Raw genomic sequence first — 20452 nt, forward strand, 5'->3', positions numbered from 1 at the left:
GTTCAGGGACGATTGTTTGGGACGCTTCCCCGTAAAGACCACCACTCACCAGCACCCAAGACCCCTTTTATCATGGAAAAACTAACCGGAAAAGTCGCCCTCGTAACGGGCGCAGGCAAGGGCATCGGCAAGGCAATAGCCGTTGCGCTGGCCCACGAAGGCGTACACGTGGGCCTGCTCGCTCGCTCGGCCGACCAGCTCGCCGAAGTAGCCGCTGAGCTGCAAAAGCTGGGCGTGAAAACCAGCGTGGCCACCGCCGACGTGGCCGACGAAGCCGCCGTGAACGCCGCCGTGGCCCACATCACCGGCGAGCTGGGCCCGCTCGACATCCTGATTAACAACGCCGGCATCGGCACGTTTGCCAAGTTTCTGGACATGCCAACGGCCGACTGGGAGCACATTATCCGGGTGAACCTGCTGGGCGTGTACTACGTGACCCGCGCCGCACTGCCCGCCATGATTGAGCGGCAGTCGGGCGACATCATCAACATTTCCTCGACCTCGGGCCTGCGCGCAGCGGCGGGCAGCAGCGCCTACAGCGCCTCCAAGTTTGCCGTGATGGGTTTGAGCGAGGCCCTGATGCAGGAAGTGCGCAAGCACAACATCCGCGTATCGGCCCTCACGCCCAGCACGGTAGCTACTGAGCTAGCTATCAGCAACAACCTCACCGATGGCAACCCCGACAAAGTGATGCAGCCCGAGGATATTGCTGAGTTTATCGTTAGTCAGCTGAAGCTGAACCGGCGCATTTTTGTGAAGGAAGCGGGGCTGTGGTCGACTAACCCGTAGCCCGAGAGGCCAGCAAAATAAGGGACTGTCATGCTGACGAAGGAAGCATCCTATCAGGCCAGAACATATCGTTCGGCGGGGATAAGGTGCTTCCTTCGTCAGCATGACAGTTTCTATTTAAAACCAAGCCCCCTGCAACAGCGCATGTGTGCAAAAAACTACATACCGGCATCAGGTAGCCAACCCCTACCCCGCCGCTTATGTATCAACTTGTACTCGCCCTGCTGCTGTGCTGGCTGGCGCTGCCCGTGCTGGCCCAGCAACAGCTGGCCAAAGCCCGCCAGAGTAGCTACCTCACCAAAGTTTTTCGGCTGACCGAAGACCAGGCGCGCCGCCTCTATGAGCGCGGCCTGCAAAGCGCCCGGCCCGACTTCTTCACGGTGCCCGTCGATTCTTTCCCCACCGACCAACTGGCATCACGGTGGCGGCCGCTGCCTCTGGGCTATTACCTGGTGGCCCACACCGAAGGCCCCCAGCTGGTGTACTGGCTGCGCGCCGAAACCAGCCGCACCGTGGAAGTCATTGACAACCAGCGCGACCTGAGCCTGACGGTGCGCGACTCGCTGGGCCGCCTGCTGCCCGATGCGCGGGTGGCTGTGGCCGGCCGGCCCCTCCCCTACGACCCCACCACCCACGCCTACCACCGCGCCCGCGGGGCCCGGCCCGGCCTGGTGGCCGTGACCGTGGGCGGGCGCACCACCTTTCACCCGCTGGCCCCGCCGGCTACCAACCCGCGCGGCAGCTGGGCGTTGCGCGCCGGGCGGCGGGTGGTATTTGGGCGGCCGCTGGGCTACCTCACGGTGCCTGTGTGGCGCACGGCGCAGGCGCTGCGGCACCCCGGCCAAGCCACTACCGGGCTGGTGGGGCTGCTGCGCTCGCCCTTTAGCGAGGACCTGCGCGGCCAGCGCCAAAGCCAGCGGCAATACGAGAACCGCGAGCGCTGGCTCAGCTACCTCCTCCTCAGCCAGCCGCGCTACCGGCCCACCGGCGACACCCTGCGCCTGAAGGCGCGCGTGCTGCGCCGCCGCAATGGTCGGCCCAGCACCCAGCCCCTCACGCTGTGGCTGAGCGGCGGCGGCCTGGGCCGCCGCAAGCGCCTGGCCGTGCTGCGGCCCGTGCGGCCCGGCTCGTACGAGTACAGCCTGCCACTGACCGACACGCTGGGCCTGCGCGTGGGCACCAGTGCCAACTTGTATCTGGAAGACAGCCAGGAACATACCGTGGCCGAGGGCAGCTTCCGCTTTGAAGACTACGAGCTCAAAAACGACCACTACGCCCTGCGCCTGCTGGCCGATAAACCCTGGCGCGGCCAGCCGCAGGCCGTGTTTTTGCGCGGCAGCGATGCTAACGAGCTCAACCTGCCCGATGCGCGGGTGCGGCTGGCGGTGCTGCCCGCCGCCGCGCCGGGGCTGCTGCCTACGCGCCGGCTTTTCGTGCCCGACACCCTCTGGACCCACGCCCAACTGCTTGACCCGCTGGGCGAAACGCGGGTGAACATTCCGGCGCGCATCTTCCCCGACCTGGACCTGAGCTACGCGGTGCAGGCCACGTTTCTGACTTCGGATAACGAGCGGCACGTCGAAACCATTGGCCTGCCCTACCGGCGCGACCCCGGCCGGCTGTACCTGGAGCTGGGCGCCGACTCGGTGCGCCTGCGCTTTGATTCGCTGGGCGTGAGCCAGCCCCACCGCGCCCGCCTCACCATCAACCTAGCCGACTACGCCCCTGGCACCAGCGGTGCGGTGAACATGGACGTGCGGCTGCCCCTGGCGCTGCCCCTCAACTTGCTGGCCACCAGCTACGAGCTGCGCGATGCGCTGGACCGGGTCGATTACCTGCACCTGGATGAGAACAACGCGGACCTAACCCTGCGCGCCGACCGCCGCGACTCGCTGCGCCTGGCCGTGACCAACCCGCACCGCCTGCCTTTTTGGTACTACGTGTACCAGGGCAACACCCTGCGCTATCAGGGCTATACTACTGATTATAAGCTGACTACCAAGGACCCGAGCCCGGCCGCCTGGCACGTGTCGCTGCACTACGACTGGGGCGGCGAGCGCCGCGCGGCCGAGTACACGGTGGGCGCGCCGCAGCCGCAGCTCACCATCACCACCACGCAGCCCGACGTGGCCTACCCCGGCCAGCGCCTGCGCCTGGGCATCGCCGTGACGGACGAGACCGGCCGGCCCGTGCCCAACGCCGACCTCACGGCCTACGCCTACACCAGCAAGTTTGGGCAAAGCGAGGTGCCCGCGCTGCCCCGCTTTGCGCCGCGGCCGGTGCCGGGCCGGGTGGCGCGCCAGCGCTTCACGCTCAGCGCGGGCTTTGGTGAAAGCGCGACCACGCGGCCGCTAGACTGGCCCACGTGGCGGCATCAGCTGGGGCTCGACTCGCTGCAATTCTACCATTTTTTGTACCCCGAAAGCGGGGCGTTTTACGAGTACCAGCCGGCCCCCGGCGGGCTCACGCAGGTGGCGGCGTTCGTGGTCGATTCGGGCCGGGTGCAGGCCCCCATTGCGGTGTACGTGGATGGCGAACCAGCTTACATTCACGACATTAACCTGAAACAGCCCTACACGGCCCTGGCCGATAGCGGCTTCCATACCCTCAGCATTCGCACGCGCAACCAATTCGTTACGCTGCGCGGCGTGTACCTGCGGCACTTGCACAAGCTCACGCTCAGCCTCGACGTGAACCACCCCTGCGCCGAGCTAACCGTGGAGGCCCGCCCCGCCACGCTGGGGGCCGACGAGCTGCTGACCCTGCGCCGCACGGTGCTGGCCGTGTCCAATACCAACAACGCCACCCTGCGGCAGGGCAACGCGTTGCGGCCGCTCGATTACAACGCGACCACGGGTGGGTTGCTGGTGGCAGGGCCTTTCCGGCCCGATTCCATTCTGCTGCGCTACCGCGAGGATGGGCAGCGGCGCAAGTTTTTGTTTGAGCCGCTCTACGACTACCAGTTCAGCCCCGGCGTGCTCAAGCTGACCTGCCTCGACCCCGGCCGCCTGGGGTCGCTCAGCGGCGCGGGCTTCCCACTGAAGCTGCCGCTCGGTGACTTTGCGTACACCGAAAGCGATTTTTCGCACGGCCCTTTTGCTCCTTATTCTACTGTGGAACAGCGGGTTATTCACCCCCGCGCCCGGCCCGTGCTCACCAACCCGGCTACCACGCCCGCCGGCCAGGGCCGCCTGGAGCTACGCCGCCCGCTGCCCCTGGCCCGGCAGCCCGATGCGCTGCCCGCCGTCCTCTACACCCTGCTCACCCGGCCCGACCAGCCCAAGTTTCGGCGCTTGCAGGCGGGCTTAGCGGTGCTGCACGCCCTACCGCCCGGCCGCTACCGCGCGGCCGTGCTGCTGGCCGACAGCACCTGCCTGGCCCCGAAGGAGTTGATTCTGGTGGAAGCTAACGGCCAGACTTACTACCAGTTGCAACTTACCGACCGTCAGCCGGCCGGCGCGCTCAGCCACCGCATCAACCAACTGCTGTGGCAGCTGGGGCAGCCCCTTACGGCCAAAGCTGCGGCCGCCGAGCGCCGCGAGATACGGGTGGAGCAGCCCACGCAGGCCCAGCCGGGCTGGCGCCTGCTGCGCGGCCGCGTGCTCGACCATGCCACCGAGGAGGGCCTACCCGGCGTAACGGTGCTGGCCAAGGGCACCACCGTGGGCACCTCCACGGCCGCCGATGGCAGCTTTTCGCTGCGGGTGCCGCTCACGGTGCAGGCCCTCACGTTTTCCTTCATCGGCTTCGTCACGCAGGAGCAGCCCATCGGCTACGATGGCCTTTTTGCGGTAAGTATGCTGACCGACGTGAAGCAACTGAATGAAGCAGTGGTAGTTGGCTACGCCACCATGAGGCGGTCCGACCTCACGGGCAGTGTCAGCACCGTACGCGGGCTAGAAGGCCGGGTGGCCGGCGTATTTATCACCGGGGCACCGGGTGCGAGTATTATGATTCGGGGCACGACCTCGCTGGCGCTGAATGCAGAGCCGCTGTATATTGTTAATGGCCTGCCCTTTAACGGTAATATGGCCGACATCGCCCCGGCTGATATTCTGGATATAAAGGTATTGAAAGGCCCCGCGGCGATGAGCCTCTACGGCGCGCGGGCCAGCAACGGGGTTATTCTACTCACGCTCCGCAAGGGCGCTACGCTGGCGGGCCAGGCCGTGGGCCCCGCCGCCGACCAGCTGCCCGGCCAGGATGCGCGCCTAGCGCTGCGCCGCCGCTTCCGCGATTATGCCTGGTGGCGGCCCACCCTGGTGACCGATGCCCAGGGCCACGCCCGCACCGACGTGGTGCTGCCCGACGACCTCACGAGCTGGGACACCTTCGTGGTGGGCTCCGACGGGCGCGGGCGCGTGGGCACCGCCACCAGCCGGCTACGCGCCTTCAAAGCGCTGCTGGCCACCCTAACCGTGCCACGCTTTCTGGTGGCCGGCGACCGCGCCCAGGTGCTGGGCAAAGCGCTTAATTATCAGTCGGATACGGCGCAGGTCACCACCACTTTCCGGGTGGGGGGGCAGGTAGTGCGTCGCCAGGCCCGCCGCGTGAGCAGCGCCGTTATCGACACGCTCACTGTAACCGCCCCGGCAGCGGCCGACTCGTTGCAGCTCACCTTCGGCCTGGAGCAAGCCAGCGGCTACGCCGATGGCGAGCAGCGCACCCTGCCGGTGCTGCCGGTGGGCACCCGCGAGCGGGTGGGCACCTACGCCGTACTCACCGCTGCCGACACCACCCTGGCCCTGCCCCTCGACCCGCGCCTGGGCCCCGCCACGCTGCGCCTCGAAAGCGACGCGCTCCCCACCCTGCTGGCCGAGATTCACCACCTGCAAGACTACGCCTACCTCTGCAACGAGCAGGCCGCCTCGCGCCTCCAGGGCCTGCTGCTGGAGCAGCGTATTCGCGCGGCGCAGGGCCAGCAGTTCAAGTACCAGAAAATTATCAACTTTCTCATTAAGAAGCTATTGTATGGCCGCGAGCAGGCCACCGGCATCTGGGGCACGTGGGCGGCGGCCACCGGCAGCCCTTGGGCTACCGTGCACGTAGTGGAGGCGCTGCTGGCCGCCGGACAGGCCGGCTACGCCGTCAAGCTCGACCGCAACCCCCTCATTGCCTACCTCTTGCGCGAGCTGGATGCCAGCCTGAGTACTCCCACCGCCACCCACCGCTACGCCGGCTATTTCCAAAATAACGACGACCAAATCCGGCTGCTGAAGCTGCTACACGACCTCGGGGCCGCGGCTCCCTACGCTACTTACCTGCGGCGCATCGAAACGCTCGCGCCCCTTGCGCCGCGCCGCCCGCCCCTCGACCGCTACCTGGCCCTCGCCGAATTGCGCCAGCAGCTGGGCCTGCCCTACCAGCTCGATAGCCTGCGCCACTACCGCCTGCACACCGCGCTGGGCGGCGTGTTCTACGCCGATACGCTGCACGCCAGCACGTATTACCGCTACCTGCTCACCGACCGGGTGGGCACCAGCCTGCTGGCCTACCGCGTGCTGCGCCAGCAGGGCGGCCACGCGGCCGAGCTGGCGCGCATCCGCACGTTTTTGCTGGGGCTGCGCGGCGGCGGCTACTGGCACAGCACCTACGAAACGGCCCAAATCCTGACCACCGTCGGCCCCGATTTGCTGGGGCCGGGGCCCGGCGGCGCTACGGCGCAGGTTCGGCTCAGCGGCAGCCCGGCGCTGCCGGCCGGGCCCGTTACGCAGTTTCCGCTGGCGCTCACGCTGCCCGCCGGCACCGGGCCGCTCGCGCTGCGCAAGCAGGGCGGCCTGCCCGTGTACGCCACTGCCTACCAAACCCGCTGGAACCCCGCCCCCGAGGCCGTGGCCGCCACGTTCACCGTCACGACCACGCTGGCTGGCCAGGCCGGCCGCCGCGTGGCGCTGCCCGCCGGCAAGCCCGCCGAGCTGCTCATCACGGTTGATGTGGCCGCCGAGGCGCGCTACGTGGTGCTGGAAGTGCCTATTCCGGCCGGCTGCTCTTACGGCGACCCGGCGCCCACCAACCGGCTGGAGGTGCACCGCGAATACCTTCAGCACCAGGCCGGTATCTTCATTGACTTGCTGCCGGTGGGCCGCCACACGTTCCGCATTGCCTTGCAGCCGCGCTACCGGGGCAGCTACACCCTCAACCCCGCCCGGGCCGAACTGCTTTACTTCCCCACCAAGTTTGGCCGCTCGGCCAGCAAGCGGGTGATTATCAAGTAAGTAGGGTGGACTCTGTGAGTCCGCGCGTGGGGACGTTGAACAATAGCATTGCGCAACGTTCCCACGCACGGACACACAGAGTCCACGCTACCTCCTTCCTACTCCACGTGAAAGAGCACCTTCACGGCCGTCACAAAAAAGTTGACGCCGATGGCCAGCGTGAGAAAGCCCATGATGCGGGCCAGCGCGGCCATGCCCGGCCGGCCCATCAGCCTGGTGAGGCGCAGCGAGGATACCAGAATGAGAAACGCCGCCGCCGCCACCAGCGCAAAGCCCAGCACCGTCATGGCCTTGTCGGCATACGTGGGCCGGATGAGGCCGATGCACAGCGCCATCGAGCCCGGCCCCGAGAGCATAGGCATGGCCAGCGGCGTAAAGCTGATATCATCTTTAAGCTTGCTTTCTTCCAGGGCATCGGGGCCCACGCGGTCGCGGCTGGCACCGGGCGTGAGCAGGTCGAAGGCCGAGCGCATGAGCAGGATGCCCCCCGCGATGCGCAGGTGCTGAATGTTGATACCGAAGAAGTTAAGAATGTACTGCCCCCCAAAAAAAGCCACCGACAATATCGCTACCATGTACACGCACGAGCGCAGGGCGGTGGCCGTGCGGTCTGAGTTGCTGTCGTCGGCGGTCAGGGTCAGGAACATCGGCATGGCCCCAAAGGGGTTGACGACCGAGAACAAGGTGGTGAAGGTGGCAATCAGAACTTCCATGCCGTAAAGGTATTAGCGGGGTAAGGTGGTTGCGGAGCTTGGCTTCCCGTATGACAGGCTTTTTTGGACTTTGGCGGCAGCCGCCCATCTTTGCGGCTACTTCCGCACCCCGCACTACTTTCACCCGTGCCCACTCTTTATTTTATCCTGCACGGCCTGGGGCTCGTGCTGGGCGGCGCTGGCCTGCTGGCTACGCTGCTCCCCCTGCTCCGCCAAACTGCCTGGTGGATTCGGGTGTGCGACTTTCCGCGCCTGCAAATAGTGGCCGGCCTGCTGCTCAGTTTGTTACTGCTCAGTCTGCCCGGCGATAGGCTGTGGCTGGCGCACTCGCCGCTGACCGTGGCGGCGCTGGGAGTGGCCGTGGGCTACCAGGCTTCGCGCATCTGGCCTTACACGCCCTGGCATGGCAAGCAGGTGCAGGACAGCCAGCGCCGGCCCGACGACCCCAACCACCTCAGCCTACTGGTTACCAACGTATTGATGGACAACCGCGATGCCTCGCGCTGCCTGGGCGTCATCCGTGAGTACCAGCCCGATATTGTGCTAGCCGTCGAAACCGACGAGTGGTGGCTGAGCCAATTGCAAGGCATTACCCACGAGTATCCGCACACCTGCCACGCCCCGCTGCCCAACACCTACGGCATGCTCGTGTTTTCGCGCTTACCCCTGCTAACCAAGGAGATGCAGTATATTCTCGACTCTGGCATTCCGTCGTTTCACGGGCGGGTGCGGCTGCCCAGCGGCGTGGAGGCCAACCTGCACTTTGTGCACCCCAAGCCCCCCGCCCCCAAAGAATCTAAAACCAGCACCCGGCGCGATGCCGAGTTGCTGCTGGTGGGCCGCGCCATTCAGGCGCACGACGGCCCCACCGTGGTAGCCGGCGACCTCAACGACGTGGCCTGGTCGCACACCTCCGAGCTGTTTCGGCGGCTGGCGCGGCTCCTCGACCCGCGCGTGGGCCGGGGCCTGCTGCCTACCTTTCACGCCGACCACAAGCTGCTGCGCTGGCCCCTCGACCACGTGTTTCACTCGGCCCACTTCCGGGTGCAGCGCATGGAGCGGCTGCCCCACATCGGCTCCGACCACTTCCCCATCTTCATTCGCCTCAGCTACGAGCCCCAGGGCTGGGAGGCGCAGGAGGCCGAACTGGAAGCCCCCGACGCCGAAGACCGCCTCGAAGCCCGCGAAAAAATCAACGACGCCCTCACCGAAGGCCCGGCCGACTAACCAGTACCCCGCCAAACGAAGTAACCCGCCCGGCTTTCCTCTCAAGGAATACCGGGCGGGTTACTTCGTTTTATAATTTCCTATCTGTAAGCCAGTTATAACTTCTGAGCAGCGGGCTTGGCGGGCTTCACCCGCGAGTCGGCCTGCACGGTGGGGCGGGCGGGCTTGGCAGTGGCCACGGGCACCGCCTGGCGGCGAATGAGCGAGCTGAGGCGGCCCCGGCTGTTGCGCGTAATGGGGCGCACGTTCAGCACTACGCGCTTGCGGTGCAGGTCGCCAAAGCCCAGGGCGAAGTTGCGCAGTGCGGGCAGCGCGTCGTTGCCCAGCAGCTTGTAGGTGTTCATCTCAAAGTCGAAAGGCACGCGTACCGAATCGCGGGGGGGTAGCTCCAGGGCCAGCGGCATGCGGCCGGCCCCCAGTTCCTTGCCATCGACCAGCACCGTGTAGTCGAGGCCCGTGATGGCGGTGGCTTCCAGGTTGGGGTTGTAGGCGTTGAGCTGCAAGCGCATTTTCAGCGGCAAGCTCTTATTCACGTAACCCTCAATAAGTTGGTTGCGGCGCGGCAAGTCTACGTCGGTGGGGGTGCGCAGCTTCAGCACGTCCAGGGTGCCGAGGCTGGCTTGCTCTACGACGCGTACTTTCACCTCGGGCTGCACGTTGGGGGCACCCTCCTGGCGGGTTTCGCGCAGCGTACAACTCGACGCCACTAGCAGCGCTACGGCGGGCAAAAGCAAGGTAAAACGACGAATAGATAGCATAACGGTAACTATTTTCATAACGCGACCTACGAAACAGGTCAGCTAATCGGTTGGCAAAGCACTGAAATAAAAATCATGCCGGGAACCTATTTTCGCCAAACTTCCTCTGCCGCCGGTTGCACCCACTGCGCAGGCAGCTTAAAGGAAACTGCCTAGCTCGGAAATGTTACCTCTTCAACTGCCAAGCAAACCCGGTTTTGCCTCTACAAACAGAGGCGGTGACTTGCCAGTTAAAATGCTACTTAGATTAGAAGTTGCCGCAAATAATTTCCGGTTGGTAATTACCAGGCAAGTTAGAGTATCTCAAGGGCTCTCACAAATAGCCACCTTCAAATTATACAAACCTATTTTTACTCTCTATTTTATACAAAGTACTACTGACAAGTTTTTTACGAATTACCAACGGTCATTTTTTCTTTATAAAATTCTACTAAATCTTAGTTACTGCCCAGGTAAAAAAATTGTTTTTTTCGCCGATTTCTACTTAATTATTAGTAAGACTTTGGGCGACCCGCACGCTGACTACCACTAGCAGCATTATAATAGCCAGCACCAGGATACGCAGCCCATGCACCCGGTCGGTGGCGCTGTAGGCATATACGCGCCGGCCGTCGGGCAGCTGCCTGCGGTGGAAGTACAGCTGCCAGCCAATGAGCAGCCCAAAGAACCCACCTAGCAACGCCGATAGGTAGCCGCCTAGTATCCAGATTTTGTGGTTCTTATCGGGCTGGGCCAGATCGGCCACGCGGTGCTGGCGCAACAGCCGCAGGGTGTCGGGCGATACGTCACGGCCGCGCTGCCGCAGCAGCTGGCCCGCCAGCGCCACGTCAAAGCTGCTCCACTCGTCGGGCTTCACCAGCAGGTCAAACAGCTCCTCGTCGGAAAAGCTGAACAGGTAGTGGTTGGGGTCGGCCTGGCTAATGGCGTGCTGGTTCAGGTCGGCCAGCAGCTGGCTGGCTGGCTCAAAATCGGCCAGCTGGAGCTTCACGATAAACTTGCTGGTCAACTGGTTATTGGCAAACGACGGGTCGAAGGCCACCTGGCCATTATCGGCGGCCGTGCGGGCCAGAATGCCTTGCCGGGCCAGCAGGGCCAGCAGTGGCTGCGCCGCGTCGGCGGAGGCGAAGGTCTGGAAATCCCGAAAGTCCGTGCTGGCCTCGAAAATAGTATCGGCGTGGATGTCCTGGGCGTAGGCCGGCGTGTCGTCGAAGTACTCGCCATCATCGCCCTGCACCCGAGCCCCAAACGCCCGCGCCACGGCCAACATCTTCCCCAAAATCTCCTCGTCGGGGTTCTTCACTGTCACGTGGTCTTCCTCGTGGCTAAACCACGCGTAGTTACCCGCGCGCCCATTTTTGGAGTAGGCCAGCCACACGCATAGTCCCGCTGACTTGGGGTGCAGCGTCGTATCGGGGCCGTCTAACGGGGCCGGGGCTTCGGCACGGTTATCCAGCTTCATTTCGGGGTCAGCAGCAACGTACTCTAGCCACTCATTCAGCGAGATAGCCGCGTCATCGTCCTCATCAGCCCAGCTTGCCGCTTTGCGGGTAATGTGTACATCGTAGCCCATGCGTATTCAAAACAATAAAAGTGTGCTGCGAATAAACGCCAAAAGGCCGGGAGCGTACGCTCCCGGCCTTTTCAAGCAAGCTAATTAAAGCTGCGTCAGCAACTCAATCAGCGAAAATCAGCGATTATTTGCCGTCTACTTCTTCGTAGTCTACGTCAGTTACGTGGTCACCGGCGGGCTGGCCCTGGGCACCGCCCTGGCCACCATCAGCGCCGGGGAAGCCCTGGCCGCCGTCCTGGCCACCTTGGGCACCAGCGGCCGCGTACATCTCCTGCGAAGCAGCTTCCCAGGCCTTGTTCAGCGCGGCTACGCCGGCTTCGATGGCAGGCAGGTCCTTGCTTTCGTGGGCTTTCTTGAGGTCAGCCAGTGCGCCTTCCACGGCGGTTTTGTTGCCGCCGCTCAGCTTGTCGCCAAACTCCTTCAACTGCTTCTCAGTCTGGAAGATGAGCGAGTCGGCGTCGTTGGTTTTCTTGATGCGGTCGGCTTCGGCTTTGTCCGATTCGGCGTTGGCCGTGGCCTCGGTGCGCATGCGCTCGATGTCGGCGTCGGACAAACCGCTGCTGGCTTCGATGCGGATTTTCTGCTCTTTGCCGGTGCCTTTGTCCTTGGCCGTTACGTTGAGGATACCGTTGGCATCGATGTCGAAGATTACCTCAATCTGCGGTACGCCGCGGGGGGCGGGCGGAATGCTGTCGAGGTGAAACTTGCCGATGGTGCGGTTCTGGCTGGCCAATGGGCGCTCGCCTTGCAGCACGTGGATTTCCACCGAAGGCTGCGAATCCGAAGCCGTCGAGAAAGTCTCCGATTTCTTGGTCGGGATAGTGGTGTTCGACTCGATGAGCTTGGTCATTACGCCGCCCATCGTCTCAATGCCCAGCGAGAGCGGGGTCACGTCGAGCAGAAGCACGTCCTTCACCTCGCCGGTGAGCACACCGCCCTGGATGGCGGCGCCAATGGCCACTACTTCGTCGGGGTTCACGCCTTTCGAAGGCTTCTTGCCGAAAAACTTCTCCACTTCCTCCTGGATGCGGGGAATGCGGGTCGAGCCACCCACGAGGATAACCTCATCGACTTGCGAGGCCGACAGGCCGGCGTCTTGCAGCGCTTTTTTGCAGGGCTCCATCGAGCGGCGCACGAGGTCGTCGCTGAGCTGCTCAAACTTGGCGCGGCTCAGCTTGACCACCAGGTGCTTGGGGCCGCTGGCGGTTGCCGTGATGTAGGGCAGGTTGATTTCGGTTTCGTTGGAGCTCGACAGCTCGATTTTGGCTTTCTCAGCGGCTTCTTTCAAGCGCTGGAGGGCCATGGCATCGTTGCGGAGGTCGAGGCCTTCGTTTTCGCTCTTGAACTGGTCGGCCAAAAAGTCGATAATAACCTGGTCGAAGTCGTCGCCGCCGAGGTGGGTGTCCCCGTTGGTGCTCAGTACTTCAAACACACCATCGCCCAGCTCCAGGATAGAAATATCGAACGTGCCACCACCGAGGTCGTACACGGCGATTTTCTGGTCTTTGTGCTTCTTGTCCAAGCCGTAGGCCAGCGCAGCGGCCGTAGGCTCGTTGATAATACGCTTTACATCGAGGCCTGCAATGGCCCCAGCTTCCTTGGTAGCTTGGCGCTGGGCATCGTTGAAGTAAGCCGGCACCGTAATAACGGCTTCGGTAACGGGCTGACCCAGATAGTCTTCGGCAGTCTGCTTCATTTTCTGAAGCACCATGGCCGAGATTTCCTGGGGCGTGTAGTTGCGGTCACCGATTTTAACGGCAATGGTGCTGTTGGCGCCGGGCGTCAGGTCGTAGGCTACGTACTTGCTCTCGGCCGAAACCTCCGAAAACTGACGGCCCATGAAGCGCTTGATGCTGGCGATGGTGTTCTTGGGGTTGGTAACGGCCTGGCGCTTAGCGGGGTCGCCTACCTTGCGCTCACCCTTGCCATTGTCGAGAAACGCGACAATCGACGGGGTGGTGCGGCGGCCTTCGGAGTTTGGAATAACGACCGGCTCGTTGCCTTCCATTACGGCGACGCACGAGTTGGTGGTGCCCAAGTCAATACCGATGATTTTGCCCATGATGGTGGGGTGCTGAGGTTTAAAAGTGAGGTGGTGTCGGGGTTGGAGGTAGGGCCGTGGGGCCGCTGCGTGCTCACTTACAAGCCGCGTACCAGCCGCGTTTTTCTGCCACTTTGGCGCACTAAACAGCCGCGGCGGCGGGGCGGCTGCCAGGGCGGCGGCCCCGCCGGGCGGCTGGCGCGGCGACACTGCCGAAGTTGCCGCCAGCGCTTTACTAGCAAGGCCCCCCGTTTTACCGGCTATTTTGGGCCGTTGGGCTAAAGAGTTCTTATCCTTTTTTAAGTTGGCGCTAGCTTAGCCGGAGTTTTTACTAAGCGCTCTTTTGTAACGAGCACCAACATACTACCACTCATTTTTCAACCATATATGAAGAACCTTTTCTTCGCTGCACTCGCTACCCTTGCCTTGGCTTCTGCCTGCAAAAAAGACGACAACTCTACGCCGGCCATGAAGCAGGTATCGGCGACGCTGTCGCCGGCCAATGAAATACCGGCCGTTAAGACGGCCCCGGCGGCGGCGGGTACTATGACCGGCACCTACGACCCCACTACCAAGGTGTTAACGTACGCAGTTACTTTCTCAGGGCTCACGGGTAATGCGACAGCTGCCCACCTTCACTTTGGCGACACCAAGCATACGACGGCTGCCCCAACGGTACCGTTTGCAGGTGTGCCGGCCGCTACCAGCGGCACGTTTAACGGCACGGCTACGCTGACTCCGGCGCAGGCCGACTCGCTGGTGGTGGGTAAGCTATACGCCAACGTCCACACGCCTAATAACAGTGGCGGCGAAATTCGCGCTAACCTAGTAGTCAAGTAAGTTCTATTACCTTTTAGCTGCTAATAGTAGGCCAACTGATACAACAGTGGCTGACTTATTATTAGTATCGGTAACTACCCAGTAGTTTACTAACCAGAAGAGCCAGCTAAATAAATATTAGCTGGCTCTTCTGGTTAGTAAACTATCGAAAAATTTAAGGAATTTCGTTTTCGGTCGGTATTAAGCTAACTGGTTCGACACTTAGGGATACAAATCCTGCTGAGCCACCCATTGCTAGGTCATAAATATTATATGCCCCATAGTAAAGGCCATTGTTATCCATAAACTCACTACCATAAGACGAGTTTACACTAAGAACAATTGGGTCGTAAAAATAAGAGGTTTGCTCGCCTAAATCTGTAGAGCCAGTTGTGTATTGAACAGTCACTACCTTCTGGTCTGTTGTAGAAGCACTCGCGCCAAATTTAGCGCCAGACTTTATTACTGCACCAAACGAAGCATTATATTCAAAATTAGCTGCATAAGTAGTTGAAGTAGTCTCTTGTTTTGTAGTATTAACTACTTGATTTTCCTCAAAAACATGATAAGTCCATGCAGTACCAAAATTTTGCAAATCCCAGGCGGCTATAGTAATGTTTGGATTGAAATCAGTTCTGGGTGTAACTGATGTAACTGTATAGTAAAAACCCGACTTGCTGTAGCTAATATTGTACAAAGTTGTAGGACTCGCACCAAAACGGAAAGTTTTCTGAGGAAGAGTACCATCCTTTGGGTTACAAAGAATTGATATCATAAACTCGAACTGTCCATCCGTCCAAATAACAGGACCTGCAAATGAATAACTTCCTACCTGCGGAGTCGTTGGGTCATCTGGGTCACCAGACATACGCATAATCCCACTATTGCTAAGACGAAAATTACGCATCGTTTCTCTAAAATGGTCGTTAAATCTGCCTTTAGGATTATTAGGTTTAATTCCATAATAAACATAGTCTCGCTGCCACTGTGTATTAGGATTGTTCATATCAATATGATATCCATTAAGCACTTTCTGTGCCACACCGCTAGTATTACTATCGTAACCTACCGAAATTCCAAGACGGTTGGTAGCTACAGGCGGGTTATCCTTAGTTGTACTACCGTGACCAACAACATTATTCCCTGTGCTATGATGAATACCGTCAAAGGCAGACGCAGTGAAGCTAAAAGAAAATTTCTGATTTTGGTAGAATGGACTTAGCGAAAACTCCCCAGCGTTTTTGGTATTTGAATTTACCCTTACACGCTCATTTTGCTTTACTACTACTACGGGAAAACCAGGAATATTACCTGGCTGAATTATTGTTTCCTGCCCGCTCTCATCGTAGAGAGGCACTTTGTTATTACCCAACCGGCGTACAGCTACTTTAGGGACTTCTTGGTCAGCCTGCCAAGTTTCCGGCGAGAAGCCACTTGGCAATGTGGGAACAAGAATAGTCAACAAAGGCATTTTATCTTCAATAGCAACGAGTTCATCGGCAGTTAAATAATGTGCAACTCTATCGTGTAGCGTTTCACCTTTGCCAATTGGCATGTCCTTTACCATCTGGTATAGAACATCGTTGTCTAAATCAAACATCTTCAAGCTTTCGGCCTGAAGATGTTTGCGAATCTCTGGGTCGGCTGCCAGAGCTTTACTCAAAGCCTTACCGAATGTTACTTGAAGTTGATTAGTGATTTCAGGTGTCATTGCTACATTAGGAGAAGCTGGCAACTACTCCTTGTTGCAGGATTGTAAGCAACTCATCAGAGCAGCTAAAGAGGCGAGTGTAATGACTTTTTTGTTCATACACGAACGTTGATTTAGGTAAATATTTGGGGAAAAGGAAATAACGATGCTAATGTACTAAGTTATAAACTAAATTTTTGCGTTACGTTCTATTATAAAAAATTCATTTACGAAGTAAAAAACAGTAATAAAGTTTTGATTATCAAAACTTTATATTAGTAAAGCTCAAAAACATGCATTAGATTTTTATTTAAAAAATCATAATTTATATTAAATATTTTTTATTATCTTATTGTTTCTTAATAAATTACACCTGATTATGTTTTAAAGCTAGTCGTTACCCAGTGGCCGACTTATTGTGCGTCGGAGTAAGTCGTAGCGCGCAACTTTACAAGGCTAGCGCCCATCTTTGGCGCTATAATCCTGCTACCCCTCCCCCTCCTCACCCCATGAAACTTCTTTCCGCCGCCTTGCTGCCGGTCTGCCTGCTGCTGGCCGTAGTGGCCCAGGCCCAGGCGCCCACCACACCCACGGCCGCGCCCAACGCCCCGTACCAACCCTCGGCTACCAAAACCAACGACTTAGTGCACACTAAGTTGGCCGTGCGCTTCGACTACGCCAAGCGCTACCTCTACGGGCAGGAATGGGTGACGCTGAAACCCCACGCCATAGCCACCGACACGCTGCGCCTCGATGCCCAGGGCATGGACATTAAGACGGTAGCCCTGATGAACGGCACCGCCCAGAAGCCGCTCAAGTTTGACTATTCGGATAAGAACAACCTGCACATCAACCTGGGCCGCTTGTTTAAGCCGGGCGAGGAATACGTGGTGTACATCGAGTACACAGCCAAGCCCGATGAGTTGCAAGTGCAAGGTTCCCAGGCTATTACCGATGCCAAGGGCCTGTACTTCATCAACCCCGACAGCGCAGTGAAGGGCAAGCCGGTGCAAATCTGGACGCAGGGCGAGACGCAAAGCTCGTCGGCCTGGTTTCCGACCATCGACCGGCCCAACCAGAAGACGACCGAGGAAATTGCCATGACCGTGCCGGCCAAGTACGTGACGCTCAGCAACGGCAAGCTGGTGAGCCAGGTGCCCGCCGGCCCCGGCCTGCGCACCGACACCTGGAAAATGGATTTGCCCCACGCGCCCTACCTGTTTATGATGGCGGTGGGCGACTTCAAAATATACAAGGACACCTGGCGCGGCAAGGAAGTCAACTACTACCTCGAACCCAAGTACGCGCCCTTTGCCAAGCAGATTTTTGGCAATACGCCCGACATGCTGGAGTTTTTCAGCGAGCGCCTGGGCGTGGAGTATCCGTGGAACAAGTACGCCCAGATTGTGGCCCGCGACTACGTGAGTGGCGCCATGGAAAACACCAGCGCCACCCTGCACGGCGAGCAAGTGCAGATGGACGGCCGCGAGTTGCTCGACCGCGAGTACAGCAGCGAGTCGGTGATTGCGCACGAGCTGTTTCACCAGTGGTTTGGCGACTACGTCACGGCCGAGTCGTGGTCCAACATCACGGTAAACGAGTCGATGGCTGACTTTTCGGAGGCCCTCTACGCCCAGCACAAGTACGGCCAGGACGCCGCCGACGCGCACAATTACCGCTACCTGAAGTCGTACTTGGGCAGCGCCCGCGACGCCAGCAAGGACCTGGTGCGCTTCCACTACAACAACCGCGAGGACGTGTTTGACCTCGTGAGCTACCAGAAGGGCGGAGCCATTGTGCAGATGCTGCGCACCTACCTGGGCGACGACGTATTCTTTGCTGGCCTCAAGAAGTACCTGACCGACAATAAGTTCGGCAACGGCGAAGCGCACCAGATGCGCCTGGCCATGGAAGCCGTGTCGGGCCAGGACCTGAACTGGTTCTACAACCAGTGGTACTTCGGTAGCGGCCAGCCGGTGGTGACCATTGATTACGCCTGGGACGCGGCCACCAAGACCCAGAACGTGACCATCAAGCAGACCCAAGCCGACAAGGTATTCCGGTTGCCGCTGGCCATCGACTACTACATAAATGGTAAAGCCCAGCGCCAGAACATCACGATGACGCAGGCCACCCAGACGTTTAGCATGGCGCTGGCCGCCAAGCCCGAGCTGGTAAACGTGGACGCCGAGAAATTCACGCTCTGGCAGAAAACCGACAACAAGCCCGTCACCGAGTCGCTGTATCAGTACGGCCACGCGCCGCTGTACGTAGACCGCCGCGAGGCCCTCGACGCCGCCCTGGCCGTGCAAACCACCAACCCCGCCGCCCGCGCCGTAGTGCTGGCCGCCCTCAAAGACAAGTTCTACGGCCTGCGCATTGCCGCCATTAATGGCCTGAAGCTCGACAACGCCGCCATGGCCAAAGCCGCTGCCCCCGAGCTGCGCAAGCTGGCCGCGTCCGACACCGAAACCCGCGTGCGCGCCGCGGCCCTGGTGGCCCTGGGCCAGCTGAAAGACAAGAAAGACAGCAAGTTGCTGACGGCCGCGCTCGGCAGCCAGTCGTACGGTATCCAGAGCGCGGGCCTGCAAGCCCTGGGCGAGATTGATGCGCCGATGGCGTTAACCCGGGCCAAAGCCCTAGAAACCGACGAGCACCTGGCTGGCGCCGTTACCACCGTGTATGCCATGCACGGTGGGCAGGAGCAGTGGAACTACATCCGCACGAGCTACGATGCCGCCTCGGGCCGCGGCCGCTACAACTACATTCAGCCCATGACCCAGATGCTGGGCCGCCTCGACGACCCCACCGCGTTTGCCGAGGATGTGGACCGCCTGCAAAAGCTGGCCATGGTACCGCAGCTGCGCGCCTACGGCCTGGATAAGCGCCTGGCCGATGCCATTCAGAAAGGTGCCGCCGCCCAGGCAGGCAAGCCCAACGCCGCTAAGAACCAGGCTACGGCCGCCGCGGCCGTGCAAGCTATTCAGGCCGCTAAATAAGCATGAAGGTTAGCTGAAGCGCTGGTAATTAAGCACTAGTAGTGAAGGGGTAAAAGCAGCGGCCGCTGCTTTTACCCCTTTATTATTCAGGCCCTAGCTGCAAAAGGCAACGCCCTACGGTGAACTATCCCCGCGGGTTACGTGTCGGGTAGGCTATGCGCAAGACCACTCCGCTGGTGCTGGCTGCCCTGCTCGCAGGCCGCCTCACCCCCGCCCTGGCCCAAAACACGCCGGAAGAAAGCAACCCTAATGGCGACACACCTTTTGTGCAGCACGTGCGGCCCGACCGCCCCGGCCAGACCATTACGGCGGGCGTACTACGAGCGGGTGAGTTTCAGCTCGAAACTGGTATTCAGCGCTTTACGCCCCGCTCGGGCGTGGGCGTGAGCAGCAACGTCAACACGTTACGCATCGGCTTTTGGAACAGCATGGAGTTACGCGTGACCCAACCCTACGTGTTTGGCACGCCCACCCCCACGCAGCCCGGCAGCGAAATACCCACCCTGCGCACCGACTCGGTAGGCTGGGCCCCACTCACCGTGGGCGTGAAGCTGATGCTGACACCCGACCGGGCCAGCCGCTTCCAAGCCTCACTGCTGGCCGAGGCCAGCTTACCCAACACCGGCCAGAATGGCCTACGCCGCACCACCTGGGCCCCCGCCGGCCGCCTGCTGCTGAGCCAGCAACTGGGCCGCCGCGCCGCCCTGGAGGGCAACTTCGGCTTTGTGCAGTCGGGTCTCACCATGACCGACTTGTTTAACGGCCAGATTGGCGGGCAGTACATCGGCTCGCTGGCCCTCACGGCCCCTATTGGCAACAAGGCCGGCTACTTTGTGGAAGGCTACGGCCGCGGCCGCGACGGCCTGACCACCGGTGCCACCGCCGGCCTCTACTACCGGCCCTGGACCGGCCTGCGCTTTGATGCCACGGCCGGCCGCATCCTGGGCGGCCTGAACGCGGGCGCCAATACCGTGGGCGTGGGCATGGCCTTGCGCCTGGGTGGCAACCAGCACTAACCGTTGCGGTTAGCGTGGCAGCGGCAGCCCCTGGCTCCGCCCGCGCACAATGCATGCATGTACCTCTAGCCAGCCCGCCACGTATATTGGCGAGCTGGCCTTTTTTTTGGCTTCCTGACCCACCTTCCGCTATGCGCTTCCAAGCTTTTTTTCTGCCCTGCCTTCTCGTACTTGGCGCTGCCTGCCAGCGCACCGACCGCGGCAATTCCAGCCCGTTGGGCAGTTCCACATCCACCATCACCACCGCCGATGCCCCGCTGCGCGAAACCCGCTGGGTGCTGCGCCAAGTGGCCGGGCAGCCCATTGCGGCCGTGCCGGCCAATGGGCAGGAGCCATTTTTGCGCATCACGGCCGCAGGCACAGCCGAGGGCCAGGGCAGCTGCAACACCTTCCGGGGCGGCATGGAGCCGGCCACCAACGACGGGGAGCTGAAGTTTGCGCCCCTCCTGAGCACCCGCATGGCCTGCCCGGCCCTCGCTACCGAGCAGCAATTTTCCCAGGCCCTCAATACCACGCGCGCCTACCGCATCAGCGGCGATACGCTAATGCTGTATGCTAACGCTGAGCGCAGTGGCCAGCCACTGGCCCGGCTGGAGGCCGTGTACCTGCGCTAGG

The 20452-nt window shown here is 60.9% G+C and carries 12 protein-coding genes; 7 read left to right on the plus strand and 5 right to left on the minus strand.

Going from position 1 to position 20452, the window contains the following annotated elements:
* Positions 1 to 72 precede the first annotated feature (72 nt).
* A complete protein-coding gene (locus tag ACYVGC_RS03035; protein WP_460582297.1) occupies positions 73 to 789 on the plus strand; it encodes an SDR family oxidoreductase in 717 nt (238 codons plus the stop codon).
* A gap of 200 nt (positions 790 to 989) precedes the next feature.
* A complete protein-coding gene (locus tag ACYVGC_RS03040; protein WP_460582298.1) occupies positions 990 to 7004 on the plus strand; it encodes an alpha-2-macroglobulin family protein in 6015 nt (2004 codons plus the stop codon).
* 98 nt (positions 7005 to 7102) lie between these two features.
* Here the strand turns inward: ACYVGC_RS03040 and ACYVGC_RS03045 are convergent, their stop codons facing one another.
* On the minus strand, positions 7103 to 7717 hold the full coding sequence (locus ACYVGC_RS03045) for a MarC family protein (RefSeq protein ID WP_460582299.1): 615 nt from the start codon (positions 7715 to 7717) through the stop codon (positions 7103 to 7105).
* 126 nt (positions 7718 to 7843) lie between these two features.
* Between ACYVGC_RS03045 and ACYVGC_RS03050 the strand changes: the two genes are divergently transcribed.
* Positions 7844 to 8944 (plus strand): endonuclease/exonuclease/phosphatase family protein, encoded by a 1101-nt coding sequence (locus ACYVGC_RS03050; RefSeq protein ID WP_460582300.1) that lies wholly within the window; start codon positions 7844 to 7846, stop codon positions 8942 to 8944.
* 95 nt (positions 8945 to 9039) lie between these two features.
* Here the strand turns inward: ACYVGC_RS03050 and ACYVGC_RS03055 are convergent, their stop codons facing one another.
* The 3 genes from ACYVGC_RS03055 to dnaK form a co-directional block, all read right to left on the minus strand.
* Positions 9040 to 9702 carry an LEA type 2 family protein gene (locus ACYVGC_RS03055; protein WP_460582301.1) on the minus strand — a complete coding sequence of 221 codons (663 nt, stop codon included), beginning with the start codon at positions 9700 to 9702 and terminating at the stop codon, positions 9040 to 9042.
* Between the two features lie 484 nt (positions 9703 to 10186).
* A complete protein-coding gene (locus ACYVGC_RS03060; RefSeq protein ID WP_460582302.1) occupies positions 10187 to 11272 on the minus strand; it encodes a hypothetical protein in 1086 nt (361 codons plus the stop codon).
* Positions 11273 to 11396: 124 nt separating this feature from the next.
* Entirely contained in the window at positions 11397 to 13334 is a 1938-nt protein-coding gene (dnaK, locus tag ACYVGC_RS03065) for an Hsp70 family protein (protein ID WP_460582416.1), read from the minus strand.
* Between the two features lie 366 nt (positions 13335 to 13700).
* Here dnaK and ACYVGC_RS03070 point away from each other — a divergent pair, with 366 nt between their 5' ends.
* Positions 13701 to 14153 carry a CHRD domain-containing protein gene (locus ACYVGC_RS03070; protein WP_460582303.1) on the plus strand — a complete coding sequence of 151 codons (453 nt, stop codon included), beginning with the start codon at positions 13701 to 13703 and terminating at the stop codon, positions 14151 to 14153.
* Positions 14154 to 14307: 154 nt separating this feature from the next.
* Here the strand turns inward: ACYVGC_RS03070 and ACYVGC_RS03075 are convergent, their stop codons facing one another.
* Positions 14308 to 15843, minus strand: a complete 1536-nt coding sequence (locus ACYVGC_RS03075; protein ID WP_460582304.1) for a hypothetical protein — start codon at positions 15841 to 15843, stop codon at positions 14308 to 14310.
* Between the two features lie 488 nt (positions 15844 to 16331).
* Here ACYVGC_RS03075 and ACYVGC_RS03080 point away from each other — a divergent pair, with 488 nt between their 5' ends.
* From ACYVGC_RS03080 to ACYVGC_RS03090, 3 genes are all read left to right on the plus strand, one after another.
* Entirely contained in the window at positions 16332 to 18821 is a 2490-nt protein-coding gene (locus ACYVGC_RS03080; RefSeq protein WP_460582305.1) for a M1 family aminopeptidase, read from the plus strand.
* A gap of 155 nt (positions 18822 to 18976) precedes the next feature.
* Entirely contained in the window at positions 18977 to 19837 is an 861-nt protein-coding gene (locus tag ACYVGC_RS03085) for a transporter family protein (RefSeq protein WP_460582306.1), read from the plus strand.
* Between the two features lie 131 nt (positions 19838 to 19968).
* Entirely contained in the window at positions 19969 to 20451 is a 483-nt protein-coding gene (locus tag ACYVGC_RS03090) for an META domain-containing protein (RefSeq protein ID WP_460582307.1), read from the plus strand.
* Position 20452 lies beyond the last annotated feature (1 nt).

It is taken from the genome of Hymenobacter arcticus, from assembly GCF_054779975.1.

Bases quoted from the DNA above. Each gene is read 5' to 3' on its own strand.
- ACYVGC_RS03055 (WP_460582301.1), bottom strand. From the start codon at position 9,702: ATGCTATCTATTCGTCGTTTTACCTTGCTTTTGCCCGCCGTAGCGCTG.
- ACYVGC_RS03045 (WP_460582299.1), bottom strand. From the start codon at position 7,717: ATGGAAGTTCTGATTGCCACCTTCACCACCTTGTTCTCGGTCGTCAAC.
- ACYVGC_RS03075 (WP_460582304.1), bottom strand. From the start codon at position 15,843: ATGACACCTGAAATCACTAATCAACTTCAAGTAACATTCGGTAAGGCT.
- ACYVGC_RS03040 (WP_460582298.1), top strand. From the start codon at position 990: ATGTATCAACTTGTACTCGCCCTGCTGCTGTGCTGGCTGGCGCTGCCC.
- dnaK (WP_460582416.1), bottom strand. From the start codon at position 13,334: ATGGGCAAAATCATCGGTATTGACTTGGGCACCACCAACTCGTGCGTC.
- ACYVGC_RS03035 (WP_460582297.1), top strand. From the start codon at position 73: ATGGAAAAACTAACCGGAAAAGTCGCCCTCGTAACGGGCGCAGGCAAG.
- ACYVGC_RS03085 (WP_460582306.1), top strand. From the start codon at position 18,977: ATGCGCAAGACCACTCCGCTGGTGCTGGCTGCCCTGCTCGCAGGCCGC.
- ACYVGC_RS03090 (WP_460582307.1), top strand. From the start codon at position 19,969: ATGCGCTTCCAAGCTTTTTTTCTGCCCTGCCTTCTCGTACTTGGCGCT.
- ACYVGC_RS03070 (WP_460582303.1), top strand. From the start codon at position 13,701: ATGAAGAACCTTTTCTTCGCTGCACTCGCTACCCTTGCCTTGGCTTCT.
- ACYVGC_RS03080 (WP_460582305.1), top strand. From the start codon at position 16,332: ATGAAACTTCTTTCCGCCGCCTTGCTGCCGGTCTGCCTGCTGCTGGCC.
- ACYVGC_RS03060 (WP_460582302.1), bottom strand. From the start codon at position 11,272: ATGGGCTACGATGTACACATTACCCGCAAAGCGGCAAGCTGGGCTGAT.